21 protein-coding genes and 1 pseudogene are annotated in these 26211 nt (G+C 67.8%); 8 read left to right on the top strand and 14 right to left on the bottom strand.

Annotated elements, in window-relative coordinates:
• Nucleotides 1-113: 113 nt before the first annotated feature.
• Nucleotides 114-341 (bottom strand): hypothetical protein, encoded by a 228-nt coding sequence (locus tag AC1AYD_RS01505; RefSeq protein WP_476501807.1) that lies wholly within the window; start codon nt 339-341, stop codon nt 114-116.
• A 184-nt stretch (nt 342-525) separates the two neighbouring features.
• Here AC1AYD_RS01505 and AC1AYD_RS01500 point away from each other — a divergent pair.
• Nucleotides 526-1530: pseudogene (locus AC1AYD_RS01500) on the top strand (zinc-binding dehydrogenase); the annotation flags it as partial.
• Nucleotides 1531-1607: 77 nt separating this feature from the next.
• Here AC1AYD_RS01500 and AC1AYD_RS01495 read toward each other — a convergent pair.
• A complete protein-coding gene (locus AC1AYD_RS01495) occupies nt 1608-2078 on the bottom strand; it encodes a hypothetical protein (protein WP_476501808.1) in 471 nt (156 codons plus the stop codon).
• Nucleotides 2079-2243: 165 nt separating this feature from the next.
• Between AC1AYD_RS01495 and AC1AYD_RS01490 the strand changes: the two genes are divergently transcribed.
• Entirely contained in the window at nt 2244-2633 is a 390-nt protein-coding gene (locus tag AC1AYD_RS01490) for a hypothetical protein (protein WP_034529964.1), read from the top strand.
• Between the two features lie 28 nt (nt 2634-2661).
• Here AC1AYD_RS01490 and proC read toward each other — a convergent pair whose 3' ends face one another.
• Nucleotides 2662-3486: a pyrroline-5-carboxylate reductase gene (gene proC, locus AC1AYD_RS01485; RefSeq protein WP_476501809.1), complete on the bottom strand. Its 825-nt coding sequence runs from the start codon at nt 3484-3486 to the stop codon at nt 2662-2664.
• Nucleotides 3487-3559: 73 nt separating this feature from the next.
• Nucleotides 3560-5056 (bottom strand): alpha/beta fold hydrolase, encoded by a 1497-nt coding sequence (locus AC1AYD_RS01480; protein ID WP_476501810.1) that lies wholly within the window; start codon nt 5054-5056, stop codon nt 3560-3562.
• A gap of 637 nt (nt 5057-5693) precedes the next feature.
• On the opposite strand from AC1AYD_RS01480, the gene AC1AYD_RS01475 reads away from it, so the two are divergent.
• Together AC1AYD_RS01475 and AC1AYD_RS01470 are read left to right on the top strand one after the other, a co-directional pair.
• On the top strand, nt 5694-8123 hold the full coding sequence (locus tag AC1AYD_RS01475) for a sensor histidine kinase (RefSeq protein WP_476544553.1): 2430 nt from the start codon (nt 5694-5696) through the stop codon (nt 8121-8123).
• A gap of 74 nt (nt 8124-8197) precedes the next feature.
• Entirely contained in the window at nt 8198-8986 is a 789-nt protein-coding gene (locus tag AC1AYD_RS01470) for a response regulator (protein ID WP_476544552.1), read from the top strand.
• 92 nt (nt 8987-9078) lie between these two features.
• Here AC1AYD_RS01470 and AC1AYD_RS01465 read toward each other — a convergent pair whose 3' ends face one another.
• The 3 genes from AC1AYD_RS01465 to AC1AYD_RS01455 all read right to left on the bottom strand — a co-directional run bounded on the left by AC1AYD_RS01465 (nt 9079) and on the right by AC1AYD_RS01455 (nt 14248).
• Nucleotides 9079-11742 carry an ABC transporter permease gene (locus tag AC1AYD_RS01465; RefSeq protein WP_476544551.1) on the bottom strand — a complete coding sequence of 888 codons (2664 nt, stop codon included), beginning with the start codon at nt 11740-11742 and terminating at the stop codon, nt 9079-9081.
• A gap of 31 nt (nt 11743-11773) precedes the next feature.
• Nucleotides 11774-12646, bottom strand: coding sequence for an ABC transporter ATP-binding protein (locus AC1AYD_RS01460; RefSeq protein ID WP_476501814.1), 873 nt, complete (start codon nt 12644-12646; stop codon nt 11774-11776).
• A 288-nt stretch (nt 12647-12934) separates the two neighbouring features.
• A complete protein-coding gene (locus tag AC1AYD_RS01455; protein WP_476501815.1) occupies nt 12935-14248 on the bottom strand; it encodes an O-acetylhomoserine aminocarboxypropyltransferase/cysteine synthase family protein in 1314 nt (437 codons plus the stop codon).
• A 368-nt stretch (nt 14249-14616) separates the two neighbouring features.
• On the opposite strand from AC1AYD_RS01455, the gene AC1AYD_RS01450 reads away from it, so the two are divergent.
• Nucleotides 14617-15489 (top strand): pyridoxamine kinase, encoded by an 873-nt coding sequence (locus AC1AYD_RS01450; RefSeq protein ID WP_476501816.1) that lies wholly within the window; start codon nt 14617-14619, stop codon nt 15487-15489.
• 89 nt (nt 15490-15578) lie between these two features.
• Here the strand turns inward: AC1AYD_RS01450 and AC1AYD_RS01445 are convergent, their stop codons facing one another.
• Nucleotides 15579-16304 (bottom strand): hypothetical protein, encoded by a 726-nt coding sequence (locus AC1AYD_RS01445; RefSeq protein ID WP_476501817.1) that lies wholly within the window; start codon nt 16302-16304, stop codon nt 15579-15581.
• Nucleotides 16305-16555: 251 nt separating this feature from the next.
• Here AC1AYD_RS01445 and AC1AYD_RS01440 point away from each other — a divergent pair, with 251 nt between their 5' ends.
• Nucleotides 16556-17233, top strand: a complete 678-nt coding sequence (locus AC1AYD_RS01440; RefSeq protein WP_476501818.1) for a hypothetical protein — start codon at nt 16556-16558, stop codon at nt 17231-17233.
• 40 nt (nt 17234-17273) lie between these two features.
• On the opposite strand, the gene AC1AYD_RS01435 is transcribed toward AC1AYD_RS01440, so the two are convergent.
• From AC1AYD_RS01435 to AC1AYD_RS01425, 3 genes are read right to left on the bottom strand one after another with little or no spacing between them, the layout of a single operon-like run.
• Entirely contained in the window at nt 17274-17858 is a 585-nt protein-coding gene (locus AC1AYD_RS01435) for a hypothetical protein (RefSeq protein WP_476501819.1), read from the bottom strand.
• Entirely contained in the window at nt 17855-19186 is a 1332-nt protein-coding gene (locus tag AC1AYD_RS01430; protein ID WP_476544550.1) for a hypothetical protein, read from the bottom strand. Before AC1AYD_RS01430 ends, AC1AYD_RS01435 begins: the two co-directional genes overlap by 4 nt.
• Nucleotides 19187-19191: 5 nt before the next feature.
• On the bottom strand, nt 19192-19899 hold the full coding sequence (locus AC1AYD_RS01425; RefSeq protein WP_476501821.1) for a response regulator transcription factor: 708 nt from the start codon (nt 19897-19899) through the stop codon (nt 19192-19194).
• A 204-nt stretch (nt 19900-20103) separates the two neighbouring features.
• Here AC1AYD_RS01425 and AC1AYD_RS01420 point away from each other — a divergent pair, with 204 nt between their 5' ends.
• Complete coding sequence (locus tag AC1AYD_RS01420; RefSeq protein WP_476501822.1) at nt 20104-20445, top strand: MGMT family protein; 342 nt, start codon at nt 20104-20106, stop codon at nt 20443-20445.
• 3 nt (nt 20446-20448) lie between these two features.
• On the opposite strand, the gene AC1AYD_RS01415 is transcribed toward AC1AYD_RS01420, so the two are convergent.
• The 3 genes from AC1AYD_RS01415 to AC1AYD_RS01405 all read right to left on the bottom strand — a co-directional run bounded on the left by AC1AYD_RS01415 (nt 20449) and on the right by AC1AYD_RS01405 (nt 24017).
• Nucleotides 20449-21900, bottom strand: coding sequence for a DNA-processing protein DprA (locus tag AC1AYD_RS01415; protein WP_476501823.1), 1452 nt, complete (start codon nt 21898-21900; stop codon nt 20449-20451).
• Nucleotides 21901-22023: 123 nt separating this feature from the next.
• Entirely contained in the window at nt 22024-23574 is a 1551-nt protein-coding gene (locus tag AC1AYD_RS01410) for a YifB family Mg chelatase-like AAA ATPase (RefSeq protein ID WP_476501824.1), read from the bottom strand.
• Nucleotides 23574-24017 carry a YraN family protein gene (locus AC1AYD_RS01405; RefSeq protein WP_476502023.1) on the bottom strand — a complete coding sequence of 148 codons (444 nt, stop codon included), beginning with the start codon at nt 24015-24017 and terminating at the stop codon, nt 23574-23576. The genes AC1AYD_RS01410 and AC1AYD_RS01405 overlap by 1 nt, the downstream gene beginning before the upstream one ends.
• Before the next feature lie 200 nt (nt 24018-24217).
• Here AC1AYD_RS01405 and AC1AYD_RS01400 point away from each other — a divergent pair, with 200 nt between their 5' ends.
• Entirely contained in the window at nt 24218-26149 is a 1932-nt protein-coding gene (locus tag AC1AYD_RS01400) for an FAD-binding protein (RefSeq protein ID WP_476501825.1), read from the top strand.
• The last annotated feature ends 62 nt before the right edge of the window (nt 26150-26211 follow it).

The following is a 26211-nucleotide window of genomic DNA, read 5'->3' as shown; positions in this document are numbered from 1 at the left end:
AGGGCCTTGGGATTCCGGCGATTCCAAGCCCTCGTCTCATATATTGCGACCAACCGCCATCGTGTGGGGTCGCGTCGCAGGAAATTCGACGTGAGCTGGCAGACGATGGCGTGCTATGCCGCCGTCACGGCACGTAGCTCATCCAGGAACGCGGTGGCCGCCGGGGTGAGGGGCTGCTTGTTTCTCCATGCACCGGCCGGTCTCGTATGCACCGGCGGGTCGAGTAGGCGGAATGTCAGCCCCGATTCCCATGACGTGTCGACCGGTTTGGCGTGGCCGATTACGCAGGCATAGCTTTCCTGCATGACCGTGATGAAATGACGCAACGTTTTGAGTTCCATGCGAGTCCCATGCGAGCTTCCCGGTTTTGAAAACGAAAATATATGCATTAATTCTATCTATTGAGATAGAAAAATCATATTTGTAATGCATTGCGCATGGGCATATCGTGGCGTCAGCGTCCGACGGAGACGATGAACTTGTTCGTCAACTCATTGCATCGGTTCCGATCCAAAGGAGAACATCATGACAAACAGCATGAAGGCCGCGGTATTCGCCGAACCCGGACGGATGGATGTGCGGGAAGTCACCAGGCCGACGATCGAAAAGCCGGACGACGCGATTATCCGCGTGGTCAAGGCCTGCGTATGCGGCTCTGACCTGTGGTGGTTCCGTGGCATTTCGCAGCGCCGGCACGGTTCCCTCACTGGGCATAAGGCCATCGGCATCGTCGACGAGATCGGCGGCGACGTACACACGCTCAGGCCCGGCGCCCTCGTGGTCGTGCCGTTCACGCATGGCTGCGGGCATTGCGCCGCCTGCCGCGCCGGGTTCGAGGCGAACTGCATGAACGCCGAACCGGGTGGCAATGCCGGCTATCAGGCCGAATACCTGCGTGCCGCCAAGGCCGACACCGCACTGGTGAAGGTTCCCGGCAACCCGAAATCGTACGATGATGCGACGCTCAATTCGCTGCTCACTCTGGCCGACGTGATGGCCACCGGCTATCATGCGGCGGTCTCGGCCGAGGTCAGGCCCGGAGATACGGCCGTGGTGTTCGGAGACGGCGCCGTGGGCCTGTCCGGCGTACTGTTCGCCCGCATGCGCGGGGCCTCGCGCATCATCGCGATGAGACGGCACGAGGACCGCGCGGCCATTGCCCGCCGGTTCGGAGCGACCGACATCGTGCCTGAACGGGGCGATGCCGCCGTGGCGCGCGTGATGGAGCTGACCGACGGCGACGGTGCGGACGCGGTGCTCGAATGCGTCGGCTCGGCCCAGTCCGTCGAAACCGCCGTGCGCGTGGGGCGCCCCGGCTCCACGGTCGGACGCGTGGGTGTGCCGCATGACGCGCACATCGACATGGACGCCCTGTTCTGGCGCAACATCGGGCTGAGGGGCGGCCCCGCGTCGGTCGCCACGTATGATCGCGAGGTGCTGCTGCCCGCCGTGCTGTCCGGCATGATCAATCCCGGTCGCATGTTCACCGGCGCGTTCGACCTTGATCACGTCCAAGACGCCTACGAGGCATCACGAACAACTCGCCACCACCACTATTCCCCTGTTATGAGAGTGTGGCGGCTCCTACGACACGGAGGGGCCGTCGGTCACTGCTTCTGCATTCTGATGGTGGCGGTCACGCCCTGCATCGTCATCGGGAAACTCAGTTCCTTCGACGAATCCGTGTAGGTGAACGTCTTCGTCTCGTCGCCCGATGCAAGCAACGCGGTCTGCGTCTGGTCGTGGTCATTCGCGGAATCCCACTTCCAGTCCCCCGACTCGGTGGGCGCGGCATAGCTTCCGGCCCAGAACAGGGCGGTCGTGTCCGGCATGATGTATTCGACCTTGATCGCATCGGATGTGACCGTGGCCTGCATGTACGTGTCGTCGCTGTTCGAGTTCGTCTGTTTCCAGGTGCCGGTCAGATCGGCCGGCTTCGGTTTCGGCGCTTCCCGGGTCTTCGTCTTCGATGACGAATCCGCCTTTGCCGGCGCGTTCGCGGCCGCATCCGAGTCGCCGCATGCGGCAAGTCCGGTGAGCAGCGCGATGGCGGCGACGGCCGCGATGATCCTCTTCATGGTTCTCTCCTTTGAACATCCTCGTATCCTCGTCGACGAGGAGGCATCCCGTCATCATACGGCAACGGCGATCGGGAACATGCCGAAACATCGCCGGATCAATCGTCTTCCGATTCCCGAAGGGCGGCAGGCATCCGGCGCGTCACGCGACTACAGTGGCACGGTATGGCGGATACGGTACGTGTGATCTTCGAATTTCCCGACGAGGAGGCGGCGCACGCGTGGCTCGACGCGCTCGCGCTGCTCGGATCGGGGACGCCGACTCCCCTGATCGACGGCGCCACCGTGACGGGCACGAAACGCAACGGCCCGCAGCTGGCCAAGTGGCTGACCGCGAATCCGGGGTGGCATCGCGTCGCCACGCCGGCGAACCGCGCGGCGGCGTTGAAGGCCGCGTACAAGATCAACCGGGGCGACCGCCGCGGTTTCGAATCGGGCGAGTTCGAGGCGCGCGCCCGGCTGGTCGACGGGGCGTGGATCGTCGAGGCGCGCCTCATCCCGAAACGGCGCAGGGCGGCAACGCCCGAAGGCATGTCGCCGCTGTTCGGGGAATAGCCGATCGACGAACGATTCGGCCGCTCCCCTACGCCATGATCGCGTCGACGCCGTCGATGACGGCGCCGCGGAACCCGTCCTTCTCCAGCTTTGCGACGCCACGGATCGTGGTGCCGCCGGGCGAGCAGACCGCGTCCTTCATCACGCCTGGATGATCGCCGGTGGCCATGTAGAGCGCTCCCACGCCTTCGACCATCTTCGCGGCGAGCCGGTAGGCGGTGGCGCGTTGCAGACCGTAGGCGACGCCGGCGTCGCCGAGCGCCTCGATGTACATGTCGGTGAACGCGGGGGCGCAGCCGGCGACGACCATCGCGATGGTCATGTGCGCGGTGTCGACGCGTTCGATGAGGCTGATCGGCGAGAACAGCGCCTCGAACGTCGCCGTCTCGTCCTCGGTCAGCGTGTTCGCGGTTTCGGTGACGAGCACGCCCTTGCCGACGGCCATCGGCGTGTTCGGGATCGTGCACTGGACGTGCACGTCCACGCCGGCCTCGCCATCGGTACCGCCGGCGAACAGGTTCCGGTACTTCTCCAGATCCCAGCCGGCGGCGATGGACACGACGATCCTGCCGGGCTTGGCGAGCTCCTTGGCGAGCGGCCCCACGACCTCCTCGATCTGGTACGGCTTGACGGCGACGACGACCACGTCGGCCGCGACGGCGACCTCGAGCGCGTTGTGCAGCGGGCGTGCGCCCAGTTCGGCCGTGGTCCGCTCCAGCTTGTCCCAGTGGGCGGCGCAGGCGACGATCTGGCCGCCGCGCACCACGCCCGCGTCGACGAGCCCCCGCGCGATGGCCTGCGCCATGTTGCCGTAGCCGATGAATCCGATGGTGATGCCGTTCAGATCGGTCATGTCTGTTCGTAGCCTTTCCCTAGGTGTCGTGCTATCCGCACGCCATCATAACGCCGCCGATGTTTCGGGGAAATCAGAACAGCTCCGCGAGGTCTCCCCTGTTCAGCGCCTCGTCCCACAGGCGGCGGAACACGACCGGACCATGCAGACCGTCATGTTCGAACTCGTTCGTCGTCCAGTAGTGGCTGTTGCCGACGCGCGACAGCGTGTCGAGCTGGAGACCGGAATCGACGTACATGTCATCGAAGTAGACGGCGGCCTGGAGCGGCACTTCATTGCGGGCGAGCTGCGCCTCGTCGTAGATACGGCCGAAGCGCGTGTCCTCCATGAGCACGTCCATCGCCGCCTTGAACGGGCGCAGCGACGCCTCCTGCTCGAACATCCACGGGAACATCGCCTCGCCGGTGAACGTGAGCGGCCGCTCCCCCGCGTCGAACTCGGGATGCGCATCACGTACGCGCTGCGCCGCCCAGTGGATCGGCCGCTCCAATTCGCCGTTCGCGTAGATGAACTCCTGCAACGGCCAGTAGAGCGGGCGCGACGAGGTGGCGTTCATCACCTTGGTGAGGAACTCGTCGGACAACGTCGCGCCGCCGTCGGCCGGCGTGGAGCCGTCGCCATCGGCGAACGCGTCGTCGAGGATCCAGTGGACGCGTTCGAAGCTCGGCTTCATGCCGAAGTCGGAGCCGAGGCATTGCAGCCGTTCGACGGTGAGCGGGTCGCCATTGGGCAGCAGCGGGAATCCATGCGCGGCCATGCCGGCGATCACGCCGAGTCGGCGCCCGAGCCCGTCGGCCGCCAGCGTCTCCGGCACGGTGTCGGCGAGATGCGCGGTGAAGTCCCGCACGTCGTCGACGGTGGGCAGCATGTCGGCGAGCGCGGCGACGCGTTCGCGGTCCTGCGGGTAGCGTTCGTAGAATTGCCGGGTCTTACGCGCCATGCGCGGGAACGTGTGTTCGTAGACTTCGGTGGCGTCGGCGGGCACGTGCGGGATGCCGCCGGTGGTGAAGCTCACGGTCACGCCCTGCGGGTACAGGGACAGGTACGTGAGGGTGAGGAATCCGCCGTAGCTCTGCCCCAACGTCACCCATGCGCGTCCGCCGAATTCGGTGCGGCGCAGGTGTTCGAAGTCGCGCACGATGGAGTCGGCGAGGAACTTCTTGAGGTAGTCGGCCTGTTCGCGTGCGGCGGCGGCCGCGGATCCGGCGCCGTCGCCGTCATGCGCGGCGGCGATGCGTGCCATCGTGTGCGTGTCGACGCGGTTGGAGCGGCCGGTGCCGCGCTGGTCGGGCAGGATGACGCGGAAATGCTTCGTGGCCTCTTCGATCCAGCCGTCGCTGGTCGGGTTCAGCAGGCGCGGGCCGGCGCCGCCGGGGCCGCCTTGCAGGAAGACGAGCAACGGCAGGTCGTCGTGGATGTGCTCGGGCGTGGTGACGACGCGGTAGAAGAGTCTGATGCTCTCCCCGTCGAAGCCTTTGCCGGGTTCGTGGCCGGTCCAGTCGAGCGGCACGTCGATGGCATGGTCTTCGATGTGCAGTCCGGGCACGTAGTATTCGTTGAGCAGCGTCATGCGCGAGCGTCCTTTCCGATGTCCACCATGGTCGGAACGGCCCGGCGGAATTCCTCCACCCATTCCACGTGTGTGGGCGGACAATATTCTGACGTCATTCAGACGGCATTCCGGCGGCGCGCTTCCCGCTTGCGGCATCATGCGACGTCTGGCGTCCTCTGCACTGCCGGTATCGTTCGTGCATGGTTCGACACCGTTCCTGCATGGTTTCCGATCGCTTGTGCATGGTTCGGAGCATAGCCTGCATGGTTTGCCGCCATTACTGTAGAGCCGGAGCCCCTACCTGTGCGCCGCCCTCGGGTAGACGGCCGGATTCTCCGATGCCGCTCGATGCCATATCGGCCATTTTCCGCGGCTCCGCATGGTCGTCGCCCCCGTTGCAACCTATCTTTTCGGCACCACACCATGCAGGTTCGGCCGAAAAACCTACAGGTTCGTCCTCGAACCGTACACAACCATTGCCACACCATACAGGTAGTCTCCCGGACCGTGCAGGTTCGCCCCTGAACCATGCAGATCACGCCTCGACGACCATGCATCCTATGTATCCCATCGTGCGCCTCCCGCCCCGGCTCATCCTCAGGCATGATGGCAGGGGAACCATCCCCGCGATAGCCTTGGGTGTATGGGTGTTGTGATGGGACGGATCGTGGCATGGGGCCGCTCGCATGTGCTGGTCGTGGATGCGTTGCTCATGTTGGCGATGGCGGCATTCTGCCTGCTGCTGGCGAGCGACACCGATCCGGGCACCGTCCCGGCGCTGTTGTTCCCCACGACCATGCGCGCCATGCGTCTATGGTCGATCATCATCCTCATACCGGCGGCGATGCGACGGTGGCGGCCCGAGATGGCCTCTTGGCTGTTCGTCGCGCTGTGCGTGGCCCATCTCGTGTTCGGCCCCGCGGTCACGTACGCCGATCTCGTTTCCCTGCTGATGCTGTATTCGGCGCTGCTGTACGGCGATCCGCGCCATACGCTGCGTTTCGTCGTCGCCGCGTTCTCGATGGGCGCGCTCGTCTCCGGCGTCTGGGCGTTTGCGTTCAATCTGGGGCCGATGTTCGATGGGGCCGATGGGCCGCCGACGAGGATGGCCATACCGGCCATGCCGACGTGCCGTTCGTCGACCAGCGGCGTGTTCGGCGCACAATCGGCGAGCTGCGCCGGAAGGATCGCGATTGACGCGGGGCTCCTGTTCCTGCTCGTTTCGATATGTCTGGTCAGCGTGATCATCATGGCGTTCTGGCAACGCGCGCGGGCGGCCACGCTCAGGGCCATTCGCGAGCGCAACGAGTCGATCGCCGCGCGCGAGGTCGAGGAGACGCGCATCGCGCGGTTGGCGGAACGTGCGCGCATCGCCCGCGACATGCACGACGTGGTGGCGCATACCCTGTCGACAATCATCGTCCAGTCGGATGGGGGACGGTACGCCGGCGCGCACGATCTCGCCGTGGCGAAACGTACGATGACGACGATTCGCCGCGAGGCGGCGCACGCCCAGCGCGACATGCACCGGCTGTTCGACGTGTTCGGCGGATCGGCCGGCACCGGCTACGCGGACATCCCCGACCTGTTCGACGGCCATCCGCCGGTCGCGCGTCATGTGGACGGCGACGCGCGCCCCGATCGTCTCTCTCCCGATGCGGATACCGCCGTGTTCCGTCTCGTACAGGAATCGCTGTCCAACGTGCGCAAGCATGCGGGTGACGGCGCCCGTGTGACGATGGACGAGACCTGGGGTTCGGACGCGTTGGAAATCGTCATCCATGATGACGGTATGGGAGCGTCCTCCGCCGTCGACGGGCATGCGCCCGGATATGGTCTGGTCGGCATGCGCGAGCGCATCGTCGCGACGGGAGGCGACGTCGAAGCAGGACCGTCGCCCGTAGGCGGGTTCACGGTCGCCGCGACGGTTCCGCTGCAGCCTGACCGTCGGCCCACCCGCGTGAATTCCGACGACTCCGCGAGGCCCGACGACGCCGTGCCGGCGGCCCTGTCGAAGCTGCATGCCGATCTGGCGTCGTTGCGCTCCCGTCTGTCCGGCATCGACGTGGACGCCGATGGCGTCGTATCCGGCGGCGCGGCGGGCATGACGCGCATCGGACGGGTGGCTTGGTGGACCGAACGGCACTACCTGTTCATGGACACGCTGACCGCGGCGCTGCTGACGCTCATGTTCCATACCGCGACGTTCAACGATTCGGGGCTGTCCTCCGCCACGTTCGCCTCGCTGCCGGCGAGGCGTGCGATCGCCGTGGCGGTGACGGCGTTCCTGCTCGCGCCGTACGCGTTCCGTCGCCGGTTCCCGGAGTCGGCCGCTCTGGCGATGGCCGTCATGTCCGCCGTGGAATTGCTGTTCGCCCCCTCGACGCTCGCCGTGAACGTGTTCGCGTTGGCGTCGGTGTATTCGGCGGTGTTGTATGGGCGCGACAAGGCCTGGCGCTGGGTGTTGTGTTGCGCGGCGTTCGATTCGTGGCTGTTCGGGGCGCGGGTCGTGGCGGGACGGGACGGCTATGATTCGCTTGTTCATACGCTGCTGCGGGGCGACGGCGGCGAACCGGCGTGGGAGGTGGCGTTCGGCGGGCTGCTGGCCGGCGGTGTGATGCTGCTGCTGTGCCTGGCATGCATGGCGATGGCCGAGTGGCGTCGTTCGAGCGGATCCGACGTGTTGGTGCTGCGTCAGCGCGAGGAGGCGTTGCGCGCCGAGGAGGATCGGCGGAAGGTGCTTGCGGCGAATATGGAACGCGAGCGCATCGGCGCCGCCATGCGTTCCGAGGTCGCGGCGACGCTCGGCACGGTCATCGGCCGCGCCGACGAAGGATTGGCGATGCTCGATGGGACGTCCGCGCCTTCGCCGGAACGCATCGCCGCATCGTTCTCCGGCATCGGCGCGCAGGGGCGTGAGGCGTTGGCGCACATGCGCGGGCTGCTCGCCGTGCTGCGCGAGACCGGGTTCAGCGATGCGACGCACGAGCATGCCGAAACGGGTATGCTGCTCACCCCGATGGCGCCGTTGGACGACCAATTGGGCAAGCGGGCTGACGATCGCGTCCGGAATCGGCCCGATTGATTCCACTGATTCAGGGAAGAATCAGGGACCGAAACCGCCCGCCGGATTCCGGACACCGGGTAGGGTGGTTCGGTATGAGTGGGAACGACAGGATTCGAGTGGTCATCGCCGACGATCAGGAGCTGGTGAGGGCCGGGTTCGCCATGGTCATCGGCTCACAGCCGGACATGGACGTGGTCGGGCAGGCCGGCGACGGTGGCCGGGCCGTGGCATTGGCCGAACGGCTGCACCCCGATGTGGTGCTGATGGACGTGCGCATGCCCGGCATGGACGGTATCGAGGCCACACGCCGCATCATCGCCGCCGACGCCGCCGCGGACGCCGGCACGTCCGGCGCCGACGACGCGGCCCCACGGGAACATGCGACACATGTGGTCATCCTCACGACGTTCGACCTGGACGAATACGTGATGGCGGCGATCGACGCCGGCGCCTCCGGCTTCCTGCTGAAGGACGCGGAGCCGGAGATGCTGCTCAATTCGATCCGCACCGTGTACCGCGGCGATGCGGTCATCGCGCCGTCCGCGACGAAGCGGCTCATCGAGAGGATGTTCGCGGACGGGCACGCGTCCCGGCCGGCGGACGGCTCCGCGGCGACCGGCTCCCCGACGCCCGACACCTCCGACGGCCGCGACGCCGATGCGCGCCCCGTCTACACCGATCCGGAGCTGGAACTGCTCACCGACCGTGAACGCGAGGTCCTCGTCGAGGTCGCGCACGGTCTGAGCAATCAGGAAATCGCCGACAAGCTGTTCATCAGCCTGCCGACCGTGAAGACGCACGTGGCGCACATCCTCGCCAAGATCAACGCGCGCGACCGCGTGCAGGCGGTGGTGTTCGCCTATGACAACCGGCTGGTGTGAGCGGATCGGCGACGGAACAGAAAGAACGACGGACCGCCGGACGGCATGGTCCATGGCCATGGACCATGCCGTCCGGCGGTTCCGGTTTTCCGTCAGGCTTCGGCGAGCGCCTCGACGGGCGGGGTGCTCGCGGCGCGGCGCGCGGGCAGGAGACTGGCCAGGAGGGCGGCGAGCGCGGAGACGGCGAGGACTGCGCCGTTGGTCTTCCATTCGAAGGGCATGGCGACGGTGCCGTAGAGACTGAACACCATGGTTGAGCCGAGCCAGCCGAACAGGGTGCCGAGCGCCACGCCGGCCACGCCGGAGACGAGCGACAGCAGGAGCGCTTCGACGGCGAGGGACCGGCGCAGTTGGCCGCGGGTCATGCCGATGGCGCGCAAAGTGGCGGATTCGCGGGTGCGTTCGATGACGGACAGGCTGAGCGTGTTGGCCACGCCGATGAGGGCGATGAGCACGGCGACGGCGATGAGTCCGACGAGCAGGGCCATCATGGCGTCGATGCTGGTGTCCCACATATCGCGTTCGGCGATGGGGCCGGCGACGTTGGCGTCGGGGATGGCGTCCAGGGCTTCGCGCACGCCGTCGATGACGCCAGCGACGCCGTTGTGGTTGGCGTCGGGATTGACGGTCATGAGGAGGATGCGTCCCTGTTCGGGCAGGTCGCCGTCGGCGAAGTGGCTGGCGGCGACGAAGGCGACGGCGTCGTGGTCGGAGGAGACGCGCCGATAATCGGCCTGGACGACGGTGAGATCGAGTCCGGACGCGCCCGCGGCGCCGGCGGAACCGGCACCGGCGGCGAAATCGGCCGTGTGGGTTCGGCCGAAGTCGATATCGGCGCCGCTCAAGGCGTGACGGGGCATGAGGACGTCATGGTCGTTCAGGGTGACGCCGGTCAGGTCGGTGTGCATGACCTTCGCGAGATCGTCGAGGTCGGGGATACCGACGAGCAGGACGTCGATGCCGTGTCCCCGGTCGTCGGTGACATGGCGCAGGGCGGTCGGCGCGTCGAGAACGCGTCCGACGCCCTCGACGCGGCGCACCTGCCGGCTCTGCTCCTCGGTCATGCCGGTGCCCGTGGCGATCATGTCGACGCTGTAGCGGGTGGCGAGCGCGTCGGCCATGGTGGTCTTGGCGCTGGCGGCGCCGGTGGCGATGGCGGAGACGAGGGTGACGCCGATGAGGAGGGCGGCGCCGGTGGAGGCGACCCTGCGCGGGTTCTTCTGGATGTTGGCGTGGGCGATGGCGGCGCTGGGACCGGTCGTGGCGGCGAGGGCGCCGGCGCCGCGCATGAGGGCGGGCATCCAGCGGACGGCGGAGACGACGAGCGCGATGAACGTGAGCGCGCATCCTCCCATGGCGGCGAGCAGGACGGCGGGATAATGGTCGGTGGCGAGGGATTCGTGTCCGATGACGGACAGGTGCGTCTGCCAGACGCCGAACGCGCATGATGCTATGCCGACGGCGAGCATGAGGATGGAGAGGACGGTGCGCGCGTGCCCGCGATGTGCGGTTTCGGTCAGTTCGATGGGACGCAGCGCCTCGAGCGGCGTGACGGCGGTGGCGGCGCGTGCGGGGCCGAGGGACGCGATGACGGTCATGACCATGCCGAAGGCGATGGGGACCGCGATGACGGGCCAGGTGACGATGAGGCGCATGGGCGCGCCGGTGGTCTTCATGACGCCGGTGGCGCACAGCAGTGCCATGAGTCCGATGCCGAGCGCGACGCCGAGCAGCGAGGCGATGAGGCCGAGGATTCCGGCTTCGCAGAGGACGGAAGCGTACAGTTGGCGGCGGTCGGCGCCGATGGTGCGCAGCAGGGCGAGGATGCGCCGGCGCTGGGCGACGAGCACCTGGAACGTGTTGGCGATGACGAGCGCGGCGACGAGCAGGGCGAGTACGCCGAAGCTCATGAGGAACGTGGTGACGACGCTGGTGCCGTTGGCGCTGAGGGATTCCACGGCGAGCCGGTCGGCTTCGTCGCGGTCCACGAGCCGGCTGTATCGGGGCAGGAGACGCCTGATGGCGGCCGTGTCCGCTTGGGAGTCGAGGTCGAGGTAGACGGATGTGGCGGCGACCTGATCGAAGTCGGTGACGCCGTTGGCATAGGCCATGAGGTCGTCGGAGAGGATGGAGGCGCCGCCGTCGTACGCGTAGGCGCCGTTGGGGTCGTCGGTCAGCCCCGTCACGCGCGCTTCGACGCCATTGGCGAGGTCCCGGCTTTCGTCGGTGTTTCCGACGTTGTTTCCGGCGGCGTTCGCACGGGGGACGACCCGCACCGTGTCGCCCACGTGCAGATCGAGTTGTCCGGCGACGCGTTCCGGCAGGGCGATCCCGTGGCCGCCGACGGGCCGCTCGCCGCGTGTGACGGTCACGGGCAGCAGGCTCGTCTCGCCCGTGTTGATGGCATGGCTGGTGGCATGGCGGGCGCCGCTGGACAGCCCGATGTCGGCGGCGGTGACGGCGCGCGCGCCTTCGACGCCTGCGACGGCGCGCATGCGGTCGAGATGGTAGTCGGCCACGGTGCGCGAATACGCCTCGTCGGTCTGCTTGTCGGTGGGATGTTCGGGCAGGTCGGTCAGGACCATCGCGTCCGCTCCGGCGTAGATGGCGGTCTGCTGGCGGATGAGGGAGTCGTTCATGGCGTTGCCGAACAGGAACGTGGAGGCGATGAACGCGGTGCCGATGAGCACGGCGACGCCTGCGGGGATGAGCATGCGGGCGGTTTTGCGCATGAGGTTCACGGTGATGCGGAACATGGGTCGTCCTTGCTTGCGTGGATTGGTTCGGTCAGTGGGCGTGACGGTAGGAGCCGGCACGGTGCGCGCCGGCGTGGGCGGCGGCATGGGTGTCCCGGGCCGCGTGGGACCGCCGCGGCGGTGCCGGCGGTTCGGTGGACGCCGACCGTTCTTCGGCGGCGAGCGCGGCCCGTCGTTCCGTCATGAGCAGCTGGTTCATGCGGTCGGCGGTGGGATGGGTTTCGTCGGCGACGATGCGACCGTCGGCGAACACGATGGCGCGGTCGGCGTATGAGGCGGCGACGGCGTCGTGCGTAACCATGACGATGGTCTGTCCGAGCTCGTCGACGGATCGCCTGAGGAATGCGAGCGTTTCGGCGCTCGACACGGAGTCGAGGTTGCCGGTGGGTTCGTCGGCGAACACGAGGGATGGTCTGGTGATGAGCGCGCGGGCGATGGCGACGCGCTGCCGCTGGCCTCCGGACAGTTCATTCGGCCGATGGTCCAGGCGTCGTCCGAGCCCCAGCGTCCCGACGAGCAGATCGAACCATGCGCGGTCCGGTTTGGCGCCGGCGAGCGTCAACGGCATGAGGATGTTCTGTTCGGCGGTGAACATCGGCAGCAGGTTGAAGCTTTGGAAGATGAATCCGATGCGGTCGCGGCGCAGCAGGGTGAGCTGCCGGTCGTTCATGCGAGTCAGATCGCGGCCTTCGAAGATGACGTGGCCGGAGGTCGCCGAGTCGAGTCCGGCGAGCGTGTGCATGAGCGTGGATTTGCCGGAGCCGGACGGCCCCATGATTGCGGTGAACCGCCCCTTCCCGAAGCTCACGTCCACGCCGCGCAGCGCGTGCACGACGTTGTCGCCTTCGCCGTAGTCCTTGGTCAGTCGAATCGCCTGGATGGCGGGGGTCGCCGTCTCGTCCATGTCGTTGCTCCCATAGTCGGGCCGGACCCGTCGTCCGGCGTATGGTCCCCACGATATGGGCGTTCCCCCGCGCGCCCCATCGTGCGCGGGAGTGATTCGCGATGGCCGGCATCATCCTCGAGGATGATGCCGAAAACGAACGGGGGCGGCGGACGACGTGGAACCGTCGTCCGCCGCCCCTTGTCGGGCCGATCGCCCGGGAGCCTTCCCCTATTCCGGGATCCCGCCGTCACGCCGCCGCGTCATGACCCACGGCGACGCCCCTTCGACGTGGGGATCCCACCGGGTTCACTTGGCGAGACCGGAGGCGCGCAACGCCTCGAAGCCGCCCTTGAGGTCGTCGAGGATGTCCTCGATGTTCTCCAGGCCGACGGACAGGCGGATGGTGCCCTGGTGGATGCCCTGGTCCTCGAGCTCCTCCACGGTCTCCTGGGAGTGCGTGGTGGAGGCCGGGTGGATGACGAGGGACTTGGAGTCGCCGACGTTGGCCAGCAGGCTGAACAGGTGCAGGTTGTCGATGAAGACGCGCGCCGCGTCCTTGCCGCCCTTGATGTCGAAGGTGAAGATGGAGCCGGCACCGTTCGGGAAGTACTTCTTGTACAGCTCGTGGTCGCGGCGGCCCTCGATGGACGGATGCGAGACGGACTCGACCTCGGGCACGGTCTGCAGGTACTCGACGACCTTGAGCGCGTTCTCGACGTGGCGTTCGACGCGCAGCGACAGGGATTCGGTGCCCTGCAGCAGCAGGAACGCGGCGAACGGGGACAGCAGCGCGCCGGTGTCGCGCAGCAGGATGGCGCGGATGCGGGTGGTGAACGCGGCCGGTCCGAGGGCCTCGAAGAAGTTCAGGCCGTGGTAGGACGGGTCCGGCTCGGTGAGGGTCGGGAACTTGCCCGGGACCTCGGCCCAGTCGAACTTGCCGCCCTCGACGACGGTGCCGCCCAGTGCGGTGCCGTGGCCGTTGATGAACTTGGTCGCGGACTCGATGACCACGTCGGCGCCGTGATCGAGCGGTCGGAACAGGAACGGGGTGGCGAAGGTGTTGTCGACGAACACCGGCAGATGGTGTTTGTGGGCGATCTCCGAGATGGCCTCGAAGTTCGGCAGGTCGGCGTTCGGGTTGCCGAAGGTCTCGAAGTAGACGAGCTTCGTGTTCTCCTGGATGGCGTCCTCGAAGTTCTGCGGGTCCTCCGGGTCGACGAAGGTGGTGGTGATGCCGTCGCGCGGCAGCGTGTGCTTGAGCAGGTTGAAGGTGCCGCCGTAGATGTTCTTGGAGGAGACGATGTGGTCGCCGGTCTGCGTGATGTTGCGCACCGCGTATTCGACGGCCGCGGCGCCGGAGGCGACGGCGATGCCGGAGGTGCCGCCCTCGAGGGCGGTGATGCGCTCGGTGAACACGGCCTCGGTGGTGTTGGTCAGTCGGGCGTAGATGTTGCCCGGGTCGGCGAGGCCGAAGCGCGCCTCGGCGTGGTCGAAGTTGTGGAAGACGTAGGAGGCGGTCGCGTAGATCGGCACGGCGCGGGCGTCGGTGGCCGGATCGGCGTTCTCCTGACCCGCGTGCAGCTGCAGCGTCTCGAAGTGGTAGTTCTTGTTCTCGGCCATGATGTGTGCTCCTTGTCGGTTGGTCTCGAGGTGTTGGTTATGACGGTACGACCCCTGCCCCGCGCGCCGCAAGCCCGACGTTATCGGGGTTGCCTATAGGGGCTTATCATCCGTTGGCATCATTGGCGTCGCCGGGGATGGGCCGGGGCGGATCCGCCGTCGGAAACCCCCGCGACACGCCGGATGGCCGCCGCGCGCCGCGTCCTCGCGCCGGAGCCGCGCACCCCGGCACGTCTCGCTATGCGGCCGTGCGCGGCGCGGGGACGTGAACCGGTTCGTGAATCGGACTACGCTCGGCGGTGATGATTGTCGCGGCGCCGCGCGCATGCGTCGACGCCGCACGTTCCGATGATTGGAGTGAAAGACCCATGACCGACGTCACCCTCTACGACCGCGACCCCCTGTACATCCCGCGCGTGGCCGCCGTGCACGACATGTGCGGTTACGGCAAGTGCTCGCTGACCGCCGCCATCCCGATCCTGTCCGCCGCCGGATGCGACGTGTGCCCGGTGCCGACCGCGTTGTTCTCCGCGCACACGCGCTACGAGGTGTTCACCTTCCATGACACGACGGAGATCCTGCCCGGCTACCTTGACGCGTGGCGCAAGGAGAACGTGGACCTGGACGGCGTGTACTCCGGTTTCCTCGGCTCCGCCGAGCAGGTGGCGCTGATCCAGCGCCTGTACCGCGAGTACCCGAAGGCGCTGCGCCTGGTCGATCCGGTGATGGGCGACGCGGGCCAGATGTACCCGACGTACACGCCGGAGCTGTGCGAGGCGATGGGCGCGCTGGCGGACGGCGCCGACGTGCTCATGCCGAACCTGACGGAGGCGTCGATCCTCACGAAGCGCGACTACCCCGGCCAGGATCTGGATGACGCGGCCGTCACCGACCTGCTGGACGCGCTGCTGAAGCTCGGCGCGAAGAACGTGGTGCTGAAGGGCATCGACCATGGCGACGGCAGGATCGTCAACTACGTGGCGAGCGCGGAGACCGGCGCGGAGAACAAGATCGAGCTCGCGCACGAGAAGCTGCCGTACATGATCCACGGCACGGGCGACGCGTTCGCCTCCGCACTGTGCGGCGCGGTGCTGGCCGGCCGCGGTCTCGCCGAGTCGGCGAGGATCGCCGGCGAGTTCGTGCGCCATGCGATGGAGAGCACCCGCCACCAGCCGAACTTCGAGGAACGCGGCGTGAGCTTCGAGCTGAACCTCGGCGAGCTCACCGGTCTGGTGAAGTGACGTTCCGTCCGTGACGGCGGGAGGGGCGTGGGGCGTCGCGGCTCCACGCCCCTCCTCCGTTTCATGCGCGTCCCGCGCATATCGCATCGTCACTGGTGCAATGGGTCGGTCTCGCACAGGTAGAACTGGTGCCCTTTCTGCGTGTTCTGACCGTATTTGAAATCCGGGTTCGGCTTGTCGTCGATCTGTTCGAAGTATTCGCCGAAGAACTCCTGGTACCGTCGGTTGGCCTCCATGGTCTGCTCGTCGCTGGGTTGCGCGACGGCGCTCACGGTCATCGTATCGATGTACTCGTCCTCGTCCAACGGCCCCGGCAGCAGATCGTGCTTGACGTAGCACCGGTAGCTGGCCCGGGCCAGGGCCTCGGCGTCGAGGTTGTCGGGATTGTCGCGCATCTGCTGGTAGATGGACTGCACGTTCCAGAAATCGGTCTTCTTCGCGCAGTCCTCCTGCACGTCGAGAATCTCCTGGTCGGAGAGACTGCCCCGCACCTGCCGCACCTCGGTTTCGTTGCCGACCAGACCGTAGGGCGCGAGACATTGCTGCTGCGCGGCGAGGATCTCGTTCCATTCGGCGTCGGTCACCTGGCAGTCCTCCAGAATGCGTTTGGCGAGTTCCGTCTTCGCGTTCCCGTATTCCCGTTTGAACTCGTCGGCGTATGGACCGGAGAAATCCGGAGCCTTGCAGGCGACGGCGGTGGATTGTGCGGCGTCGCCGTTCGACGCGGTGCCCGACTGCGAACCGCAAGCCGCGCAGGACGCAAGCAGGGATACGGATACCAGCAGTGCAAGCGCATGACGGACATCGTGTTGCATATGCCCTTTGTCTATTCCCCGACCGACCATGATGACCTCCTCGTTCGTTTCCAGCATAGGCATGGGCGCCCGGAAACCATCGCATTGCCGTAGTCGCAGGGATTACAGCCAACAATGCGGAATCGAAGCGGCGGACGTACCGTGGAACCATCGGCAGGCGATGATGCTCTGCTTATGCGATGGCCAGGCCGGTAATGGCGCCGAGGCCATACATGACGGAGGCATCCGCTCGAACGATAAGGAGCATCACCATGAAGCGCGTACTGGCACATCGTATAACCGTATTGGCATTGACCGCCGCCATGCTATGCTTCTCCGCCGCATGCGACGGACCGTCTTCGGACACCATCGCCCAGCCGGAAGGCGAGCCCACGTTTTCGGGCCCTTGGGCCGAGGATTTCAGCCGGAGCTACAATCAGGCCCGCGAATCCGGCAATACGTTCGCGCAGGACGTGCTGCGCGACGAGCGGATCACCGAGGCGGAGGCCACGGAGACGGCGAACCGATTCCGATCATGCATGGCGGATGCCGGATTCGTATACGACTATGTGAACCCGGATGGCTCCGCCCAAATGCAGGTCGGCGACATGGGCGACGACGATCAACGGCGGCTCCATGAGCGCAGCGTCGTCTGCGGCAGACAGTCGGGCCAGGATTTCATCACACCCCTGTATAACGCGTTGGTCCAGGATCCGGACGGCGAACTGCGCAACCGTACACCGGAGGAGATACGACGTGATCTGGCGGCGTGCCTCGTGCGCAAGGGCGCGGTCGGCCCGGAGTTCACCGCGGACGACGTCCCGATCGTCGACGAGGACGGCGAGGAGTACCGTCTGCTGGGCGAACAGTTCACCAATCCCGGCGGCAGATACTACAGCGAGCGGAACTCCGAGATCTGGATCCAATGCAACGACGATCCACGCAGGTAGGCCGGCGCGATTGCGGCTGGAACGCCGACATCGCGCTCGTTCATCGCGGTTCCTTCGCCGGCTGTCCGGAGGCTTGGATGCCGGCTAACGGTTCCAGCCATCGGTAGTCGGATTCGGTGCGGCATTGGTCGATGACGGCCGATCGCCGCAGGCCGTCCATCGAACCCCGGACCGGTACGACGCTCTCGCCGATGGGTTCGCCGTCGTCGTCCGTGATCGTCTTGGCCTGCATCCCATAGACGGACAGGCACGCGTTGTAGGCCTTGCGCACTTCGGCGAGTTCGTCCGGCGTCACCACGCCGTCTTCGAGTATGCTTCGCCCGAGTTCGGTGTGCAGGTTGTTCCATGCGTCGAGCGCCTCGTACTTGTGTGGACCGGTGAATTCGGGGTGGTCGCTGCCCGTGGCCAACGTGCGGCTGGTTCCGTCGCGCGCGTCGGCCGCCACGCCGCTCCACGGCTGCGGAAGCGATGCGGCCAGCGGCACGGCTATGGCGATGCATGCGACGAGGAACGTGACGGCCGTCAGCATGCGACGATGCGGACGATCGAGGCCGGCGACGAGGCTGTGAAGCCGTGTCCGATGGGCGCGCCTGCGTGGTCGGTCGTCGCCGTGGGGCCCGGTCATGATGCACGCTCCTGGTGGCGTGCCGGACCTGGGCGCATGGGGATGCGGGCGTACAGTATCCAGTCGCCGTCTTCGGCCGTGGTGTTGAGTTCGCCTCCCATCCCCCGGATGATGCGCCGGTGCAGGGCAAGTCCGCTGCCATGCGGTCTGGGCGCGGCCGGCATGCCGTCACCGGCGCGTCGCGCGGCATCGCCGTGCGAGGCGATCGGATTGGTCTCCATGATCTCGACGGCGTTTCCGCCGAAGGTGATGACGCAGCGGTATTCGCCCGCATCCGGACTCATGTGCCGGGTGATGTTCGCCGCGATCTCGCCGATGAGGTCGGCCGCGGCCGTCAGCGACTCCGCGGAGCAATCGTCGTCCGTTTCGCCGCGCAGGTCGAACCGGCCATGGAAGCCGAGACGCGCGAGTCTGGCTTCGGCCGCCTGCGCGGCGGTCGATACGTCCTCCCGCCGGCGGGAGACGGCGCGAGGCGCCGGAGGGATCCCGCCGTCCGGCGAAGCGTGACGTTCCGGCGCCTCCGATGCCGCCGGAACCTGCCGCCCATCGCCATCGGAGGATGACGGCCGCTCGAGCAGATCGATCACATGGTGAATCTCGTCGAGCACGGACAGCGCCTGGTCGTTGACGAACCGCCAGTCGGCGCGTTCGCCCGCATGCTCCCCGTCATCGCCGATGCGCCGCAGCTCGCGTTGCGCGGTCAACGCGATGTAGGAGAGCCCGCCGGACGCCGAATCGTGGATGCGCGAGGCGAGCCGCGTGTTGCGCTGCAACGTGTCGAGCTCCCATTGCCGGCGTTCCAGGGCCACGGCCCGTTCGCGCATCTCGTCGCGCTGCCGGCGCCATCGGAACGACATGCCGCCCATCGCGGCGAGCGTGAACATGCCGATGTAGTTGACCATGCCGATCCATGTGGCGGACAGCGCGTTGAACGTGTTCAAGGCGACCGGCACGCATTCGGCGATGGTCACCGTGAGCAGCGCGCCGACGGCCACGGGGATGGCGCTGTCGTATCCGATGACCGCGAGCGCCAGATACGCGGCCCACAGCGGGTTCGGCCCGGACAGGTCGAGGACGAACAGCCGCGCCACCACGGTCGCGATGATGAGCCAACCCGAGATCCGCGGGAGGAACGGCGAGAGCACGATGGCGACGACGGAGATCCCGGAGAACAGGAAGTTCAACGGGTAGACCGGCGGGATCGCCGCCCATTCGATCAGCGTGGCGGCGAGGGTGAACGCGGCGATGGCGATGCGGAACCAATGCGCGCGCAGCCAATGGAACGGACGGGACGGCACGCCGCCGGGGTCCGCGTCCCTCTCCGGCACGGCGTTCATCGTTCGTCTTCCGCCGAGCCGGTCCACAGGGCGACGGCCTGGCCGCGTGTGGAGACGCCGAGCTTGTGGATGGCGCGCGTCAGGTAGGTTTTGGCGGTGGAGACGCCCACCTGCATGTCGGCGGCGATCCGGATCGTGTCGAGGCCGCGCGAGCACAGGTTCATGGCTTCGGCCTCCCGGTCCGACAGGAGGAAGCGGCGTGGCATGCGGCTTCCGGCGAGGCGAGCGTGCGCGGCGGCGGCCGTCTCGAACGTGGCGTCCGTCGCGCCGGACGGCCATGTGCCGCCGGCGGCGAGCGTGCGGATCGCCTCGACGATCGGCGTTTCGACGGCTTTGGGCACGATGCCCTGCGCGCCGGCTTCGGCGGCTTTGGACGCGTAGACGGCGAGCGAGAACGAGGTGACGGCGAGGATGGCGACGCGCGCGGTCTTCACGCGGATGGCGCGGCAGACGGCGGGACCGGACAGTTCGTCCATGCTCATGTCCGTCAGGAGCACGTTCGGCGCGGTGTCCGGGGCGAGGCATCGGGCGAGCGCGTCGCGTCCGGATGTGGTCTTCCAGATGACGCGCGCCTCGCCCATGAGTTCGGTGATCGTGCGTTCAAGGAAGGCGAGCGCGAACGGGTCGTTGTCGAGCAGTCCGATGGTGACGATGGGACGCGCGTCGTGCGCGGGTGCGGCTGTCGCCCGGTCGTCGGCGTTCATGGTGCTTCCCTCCCCGGGCTTCTTCCGGTCGCGCGTCGGTGCGCGACGTTCCGGCCCTTGTTTTCACGGTAGCACCGGACGCGCCGCGGCGACGGCATTGTCGTCGTCCGTCGGATGACGGCTGGTCGTGTTTCGTCCTGTCGCGGCCCGACCTCTGCGATGCTTCACCGGCGGCGATGCCTCACCGGCCGTAGACTGGAGGGCATGGGTTCCGTTTCGTTCAATGAGCGCGTGTACGCGGTGGTGCGCCGCATCCCGCGCGGCATGGTCGCCACGTATGGGCAGGTGGCGGCGTTGGCGGGCGCGCCGCGCAACGCGCGCATGGTCGGCTACGCGCTGCACGCCAATCCTGAGCCGGGCGTGATTCCCTGCCATCGCGTCGTGTTCCGCGATGGTTCGCTCGCGCCCGGGTTCGCGTTCGGCGGTCCGGACGAGCAGCGCGCCCTGCTCGAGGATGAGGGCGTCGTGTTCGTCCCGCCGGCGGCGAAGCCGGCGGGAGATCCCGGATGGAGGGTCGATCTCGACCGATGCCAGTGGCGGGAGTAGCCGTCAGGCCGCCGTTCCTCGGACCAGTCGCACCTCCCCCTGTTCGCGGCGGATGAGGCCGAGCGCCTCCAGTTCGCCCAGGTCGGCGAGCAGCCGCGGCATGCCGGCGTCCGGATCATCCTCACGAAGCCGTTCCAGCAGTGCGTCCGGTGTGACGGGCACGTGCCGTCGCCTGCATGAGCGGATGGCCGTCAGTACGGCCTGTTGCGATGCGGCGAGCGCATCCTCCCGTTCCGCGGCCGTGTCGCCGTCGGCTGCGGTTTCCTCTCCCGCATCGCCCGCGGGTCCGGGCGTCCTGTCGTCGTTCCCGTCTCCGTCCGTGCCGTCGTCCCCTGTCGTTCCCGATATCCGCCACGGCTCCTCCCCCAGCTCGGGCTTGTGCGCCGGGTGGACGAGCTCGTCGATCTCCTCGACGGAGGCGAGCAGCATGGCCTGATGGTCGGCGATGATACGGTTGCATCCGGCGTTGTGCGGCATGGTGATGGGGCCGGGCACGGCGATCACCTCCCGGTTGAGGTCGTTCGCCCAGTTGGCGGTGCTGAGCGCCCCCGACCTCAGTCTCGCCTGTGCGACGACGACGGTGGAGGCGAGCGCCGCGATGATCCGGTTGCGCAGCAGGAACCGTCGCGCCTCGGGGATGGTGCCCGGGCAGAGTTCGCTGATGAGCGCACCGCCCTGTCCGACCATCCGTTCGAACAGCGGCAGGTTCGTGGAGGGGCCAATGTGGTTGAGCCCGCCCGCGAACACGGCGACGGTGCGTCCGACGCCGCTCGCGTCGCCGACGCCGTCCATGGCGGCGAGCGCGCCCCAATGGGCGGCCGCGTCGGTGCCGAGCGCCCCGCCGGAGACGATGAGATGGCCGGCCGCCGCGACGCGTGTCGCGGTCTCGCGCGCCACGGTGCGCCCGTAGTCGGTGGCGCCGCGCGAACCGACCACGGCGACCGGTTTCGCGCAGCTGGTGAGCGCGCGCACGTCGCCGACGCCCCACAGGCAGAGGGGCGACGCCCAGTCGCGGCGTGTGGACAGATCCTGCAGCTGGTGCGGCCAGTATGGGCTGGCCGGGCCGATGATCCATTGCGCGCCGTCCATCGTGAACCAACCGGCGAGATGCTCCCAGTCGAGGGTGGGCAGGGTGTCGAGGCGCGCATGCCATCCGGCGAGCGCCTTGTGGAACGCGCGCATGCCCTGCGGCGTGACCCTACCGCCCCATCTGGCCAGGCCGACGGCGAACACGTGGTCGAGTCCGCTCCTCGCCGCCCCCGCCGCCGCGCCGGCGTTGCCGGGTCTCGACCCGATGATGAGCCTCAGCGCCTCCGTCCCGCTGCCCGCCCCTTTGATGGTGGCGTACATGATCGCGTCCGCCCCGTCGAGGCAGTAGGTGAGCGTGGCACGTGCCAGCGTCTCCCGGTCGGGCGGCGGGTAGCGCCGCGTCGTCAAGGAATATGGTGTCTCCATGGCCGTGTCCTTCCATTGATCCCATGGTTTCCATGGAATCCGTGTAATACGTGTGATTCGTCGGTTGTGTTGCGATGCCGTCCATTGCCGGCTCCTTTCCGTAGGCGCCCCGCGCGGGAACGCTCATATCAGCCGCGTGCGCAGCGCGATGCCCTGCAGGGTCTCCTCGCGGCCGGGGGACGTCCGTCCGGCCAGGTCGGCGAGCGTCCAGGCGAGGCGCAGCGCCCGGTCCGCGCCCCTCAGACTCAGCCGTTGCGTCTCCAGCGCGCGGTTGACCGGTTCGAGCGCCTGCGGGGAGACGTGCTCGCGCATCCACGTGCCGGACGCCTGCGCGTTGCAGGTCCACCCGTGGGCCCGGTAGCGTTCGGCGGCGACGCGACGCGCCTGGACGACGCGACGCCGTATCCGCGCGCTGGTCGGCCCGGTCTCGTAGCGTTCCCCGCCGATGATGCGCGGCACGGGCGGCACCTCCACCTGGATGTCGATGCGGTCGAGGATCGGCCCGGAGAGCCTGCCGAAGTAGCGTTGCCGTTCCTTGTGCGTGCACACGCAGCGCTCCCCCGTGCCGTAGCTCATGCCGCACGGGCAGCCGTTCGCCGCCATGACGAGCTGGAACGCGGCGGGATAGTAGGCGGTGCCTTTGGAACGGGACAACGCCACGTACCCGGATTCCAACGGCTCCCTCAACGTCTGCAACGCACGCGCCGAGAATTCGGGCGCCTCGTCCATGAACAGGACGCCGCGGTGGGCGCGCGTGATCGCCCCGGGTTCGGCCAATCCACTGCCGCCGCCCACCAGCGCCGCCGTGGAGGACGTATGGTGCGGAGCCTCGAACGGCGGCACGTCGCTGATGCCATAGGCGTTGAGCGTGCCGCACAGGGAGCGGATGGACGCCACCTCCAACTGTTCGGCGTCGGTCAGCGGGCACATGATGCCGGGCATGCGCGAGGCGAGCATCGTCTTGCCCGACCCGGGCGGCCCGACCATGATCATGTGGTGTCCGCCGGCTGCCGCCACCTCCAACGCCCATTTCGCCTGCTCCTGCCCGACCACGTCGGCCATGTCGCCGATCCTCGCCCACGCCGGCTCGCCGTCCTGCGACGAGCCCGTCTCCCCGGTCCCGCCGCCGACCGCGGTCTCGTCCGGCAGCCGGTAGCGCGCGGTGCCGCCCATGAGTTCGATGAGCTCGCCCACGTGACGCACGCCGAGCACGTCCACCCCGTCGATCAGATGAGCCTCCTCGAGGTTGCCGACAGGCAGGATCACCTGCCTGACGCCGCGCTCGCGCGCGTGCAGGAGGATCGGCAGCACGCCGTTGATCGGCAGCACCGTGCCGTCGAGGTTCACCTCGCCCATGACGACCGAGTCGATGAGGCATTCGTGCGGGATCGCGCCGGCGGCGCCGAGCACGGCGGCCGCGATGGCCAGATCGTGCGACGAGCCGCGTTTCGGCATGCTCGCCGGGCTCAGGTTCACGGTCACGCGCGTCTCCGGCCAATGGAATCCGGTCGCCTGGCAGGCGGATTTGACGCGTTCCCGCGCTTCGGACAGCGATGCGTCCGGTAGTCCGATGATCGAGAAGTACGGCAGGCCCGGGCTGATGAACGCCTGCATGGTGATGATGAACGCCTTCAATCCGATCAGCCCGACCGACAGCGCGTTGCCGATCGCCATCAGAACGCCCCCGGAATATGGTGGACGAGCGGACGGCCGCCGCGCACGACCACGGTGACCACGTCGAAGCGCACGCCCGTGTGACCGATCCGATGCTCCGGCTCGAGCAGCCACTGCACGCCCGCCCGGCGCAGGTTCGCCTGCTTCGTATAGGTGACCGCCTCCTGCGGCAACCCATGCTTCATGTTGCGCCGCGTCTTCACCTCGACGAACACGATCCGCCGTTCCGGCGACAGGGCGACGATGTCGAGCTCGCCGTAACGGCATCGCCAGTTGCGGTCGACGACCGTCCATCCGCGTTCCGCGAGCCATGCCGCGGCGTAGTCCTCGCCGAGCGCGCCCAACGCGCGCGTGGCGAGTGTGCCGTCCTTGAGCCGTTCGGCGATCCGGTCAAGCGGTTCGAGGACGGGAATACCGGACGTCAGGGCCTCCGGCGGCGCCATCTGCAATGCTGTGGTATCCATGCGTCCACTGTGCCCGTCCATGCGGTTCCGCGGCCGTCCCGCCGGGAATTGTGGAAAGAGCCCCCACCACCGGGCGTGTTGTGGACGGCGTGTGGATGGCGGACGGGTTATCCACCATTCGGCAGGAGCCTTGACAAAAAAGGCCGTCTAAGTCCGCCCTTATGGAACAATGGTGTGATATGAGTCCGAAGCAGTTGGAAGAAATGTACGATGCGGTGATCGTCGGCGCGGGCGCGGCCGGCCTGTCCGCCGCGTTGGGAGCGCTCCGCTCCCCCGAGATCGCGCGGATGAGGGAGGACGGCGTCGACCCGAAGATCCTGGTGGTCTCGAAGCTTCAGCCGTTGCGCTCGCACACCGGATCCGCCGAAGGCGGCATCGCCGCCTCGCTCGGCAACATCGAGGCCGACGACTGGCATTGGCACTACTACGACACCATCAAGGGCGGCGACTGGCTGGTCGACCAGGACGCGGCGCGCCTGCTCGCCGAATACGCGCCCGAGACGGTCATCAACCTGGAACGCGGCGGCGTCGCCTTCTCCCGCACCGAAGACGGCCACATCGCGCAGCGCCGCTTCGGCGGGCACACGCGCGAATTCGGCGGCGCCCCGGTCAAGCGCGCCGCCTACGCGGCCGACCGCATCGGCCACCAGATCCTGCACGCCTTGTGGCAGCAGTGCGTGGCCGCCGGCGTCACGTTCGCCGAGGAATGGTACGTGACCGACCTCGTGCTGGCCGATGACGGCGCGAAGGCGGCCGGCGTCGTCGCCCTCGACACGCATACGGGCAAAATCCACGCGGTCAAGGCGCACAACGTGCTGTTCGCGACCGGCGGCGCGGGACGCCTGTTCCACACCACGTCGAACTCATGGGACCTGACCGGCGACGGCATGGCGCTGGCGCTCGCCGCCGGCCTGCAGCTGGAGGACGTCGAGTTCGTGCAGTTCCATCCGACCGGCCTCGCGCATACGGGCATCCTCCTGTCCGAGGCGGCGCGCGCCGAAGGCGGCGTGCTGCGCAACGCGGACGGCGAGGCGTTCATGGAACGCTATGCGCCCGGCCACGCCGATCTGGCCGCGCGCGACGTGGTCTCCCGTTCCATCATGGCGGAGATCGACGCGGGCCGCGGCGTCGCCGACCCGAAGGATCCGGACGGTCCGAAGGACTGCGTCTGGCTGGACATGACGGGCATCGACCCGGAGCATATGCGCGCCGTGCTGCCGCAGGTGGTCGAGACCATCGAGAAGTACGCGGACATCGACCCGTCGAAGTCGTTCGTGCCGATCAAGCCGACCGCCCACTACACGATGGGCGGCATCCCGATCACCGTGGACGGCGAAGTGTATCGCTGGAACGCGGGCGACGCCGACGGCTCTGACGGCACGGACGGCGCGCGCGCCGTGGTCGACGGCCTGTTCGCGGCCGGCGAATGCTCGTGCGTGTCCGTGCACGGCGCGAACCGTCTCGGCGGCAACTCGCTGCTCGACGCCTGCCTGTTCGGCACGCGCGCCGGCCGCACGCTGGCCGCGCGCATCGCCGAACATCCGGTCGACGATCCGATGGCCGCGGACGACCCGGACGTGCAGGAGACGGACGACACGATCGCCGCCGCCGTGGACGCCGCCTCGGCCGCGCGCGAAGGCGAGCTGAAGGACCTGCTCACGCCGCGCACGGACGAAGCCGGCACCGGAGACGGCACGGACGCCTCGGGCGACGCCGACGACAACCCGTACCGTCTCATGGCCGACCTCGGCCAGGTGATGGAACGCGCCGCCGCCGTGCGCTGCGACGCCGCGGGTCTCGAAGCCGCGCTGCGCGCGATCGACGGCGAGCTCGCCCCGCGCGCCGGGGCGCTCGCCGCGCACGACAAGACGGCCGCGTTCAACCAGGAGGTCACCGCCATCTGGGAGGTGCGTCATCTCATCGGACTGGCGCGCGTCGTGCTCGCCGCATCCGACGCCCGCCACGAGTCGCGTGGCTCGCTCAAGCGCAATGATTTCCCCGAACGCGACGACGAACGCTTCCTCGCCCATTCGATGACCGACGTCTCGGGCCGTGTCTCATGGCAGCCGGTGCACATCGTCGACGTGCCGCCGAAGAAACGTGAATACTGAGTCACGGCCTGTCCGGCCACGGCTTATGTCACAATGGAGAGTTGTTTTGAGACCGATTGAGG

The organism is Bifidobacterium sp. LH_426 (genome assembly GCF_056356875.1).
Note: the sequence above shows the minus strand (reverse complement) of the source record. Positions and strands in the feature narration are given on the sequence as shown.

Coding starts and splice junctions, on each gene's coding strand:
- AC1AYD_RS01505 (WP_476501807.1), bottom strand. CDS start 341: ATGGAACTCAAAACGTTGCGTCATTTCATCACGGTCATGCAGGAAAGC.
- AC1AYD_RS01495 (WP_476501808.1), bottom strand. CDS start 2,078: ATGAAGAGGATCATCGCGGCCGTCGCCGCCATCGCGCTGCTCACCGGA.
- AC1AYD_RS01490 (WP_034529964.1), top strand. CDS start 2,244: ATGGCGGATACGGTACGTGTGATCTTCGAATTTCCCGACGAGGAGGCG.
- proC (WP_476501809.1), bottom strand. CDS start 3,486: ATGACCGATCTGAACGGCATCACCATCGGATTCATCGGCTACGGCAAC.
- AC1AYD_RS01480 (WP_476501810.1), bottom strand. CDS start 5,056: ATGACGCTGCTCAACGAATACTACGTGCCCGGACTGCACATCGAAGAC.
- AC1AYD_RS01475 (WP_476544553.1), top strand. CDS start 5,694: ATGGGACGGATCGTGGCATGGGGCCGCTCGCATGTGCTGGTCGTGGAT.
- AC1AYD_RS01470 (WP_476544552.1), top strand. CDS start 8,198: ATGAGTGGGAACGACAGGATTCGAGTGGTCATCGCCGACGATCAGGAG.
- AC1AYD_RS01465 (WP_476544551.1), bottom strand. CDS start 11,742: ATGTTCCGCATCACCGTGAACCTCATGCGCAAAACCGCCCGCATGCTC.
- AC1AYD_RS01460 (WP_476501814.1), bottom strand. CDS start 12,646: ATGGACGAGACGGCGACCCCCGCCATCCAGGCGATTCGACTGACCAAG.
- AC1AYD_RS01455 (WP_476501815.1), bottom strand. CDS start 14,248: ATGGCCGAGAACAAGAACTACCACTTCGAGACGCTGCAGCTGCACGCG.
- AC1AYD_RS01450 (WP_476501816.1), top strand. CDS start 14,617: ATGACCGACGTCACCCTCTACGACCGCGACCCCCTGTACATCCCGCGC.
- AC1AYD_RS01445 (WP_476501817.1), bottom strand. CDS start 16,304: ATGCAACACGATGTCCGTCATGCGCTTGCACTGCTGGTATCCGTATCC.
- AC1AYD_RS01440 (WP_476501818.1), top strand. CDS start 16,556: ATGAAGCGCGTACTGGCACATCGTATAACCGTATTGGCATTGACCGCC.
- AC1AYD_RS01435 (WP_476501819.1), bottom strand. CDS start 17,858: ATGACCGGGCCCCACGGCGACGACCGACCACGCAGGCGCGCCCATCGG.
- AC1AYD_RS01425 (WP_476501821.1), bottom strand. CDS start 19,899: ATGAACGCCGACGACCGGGCGACAGCCGCACCCGCGCACGACGCGCGT.
- AC1AYD_RS01420 (WP_476501822.1), top strand. CDS start 20,104: ATGGGTTCCGTTTCGTTCAATGAGCGCGTGTACGCGGTGGTGCGCCGC.
- AC1AYD_RS01415 (WP_476501823.1), bottom strand. CDS start 21,900: ATGGAGACACCATATTCCTTGACGACGCGGCGCTACCCGCCGCCCGAC.
- AC1AYD_RS01410 (WP_476501824.1), bottom strand. CDS start 23,574: ATGGCGATCGGCAACGCGCTGTCGGTCGGGCTGATCGGATTGAAGGCG.
- AC1AYD_RS01405 (WP_476502023.1), bottom strand. CDS start 24,017: ATGGCGCCGCCGGAGGCCCTGACGTCCGGTATTCCCGTCCTCGAACCG.
- AC1AYD_RS01400 (WP_476501825.1), top strand. CDS start 24,218: ATGAGTCCGAAGCAGTTGGAAGAAATGTACGATGCGGTGATCGTCGGC.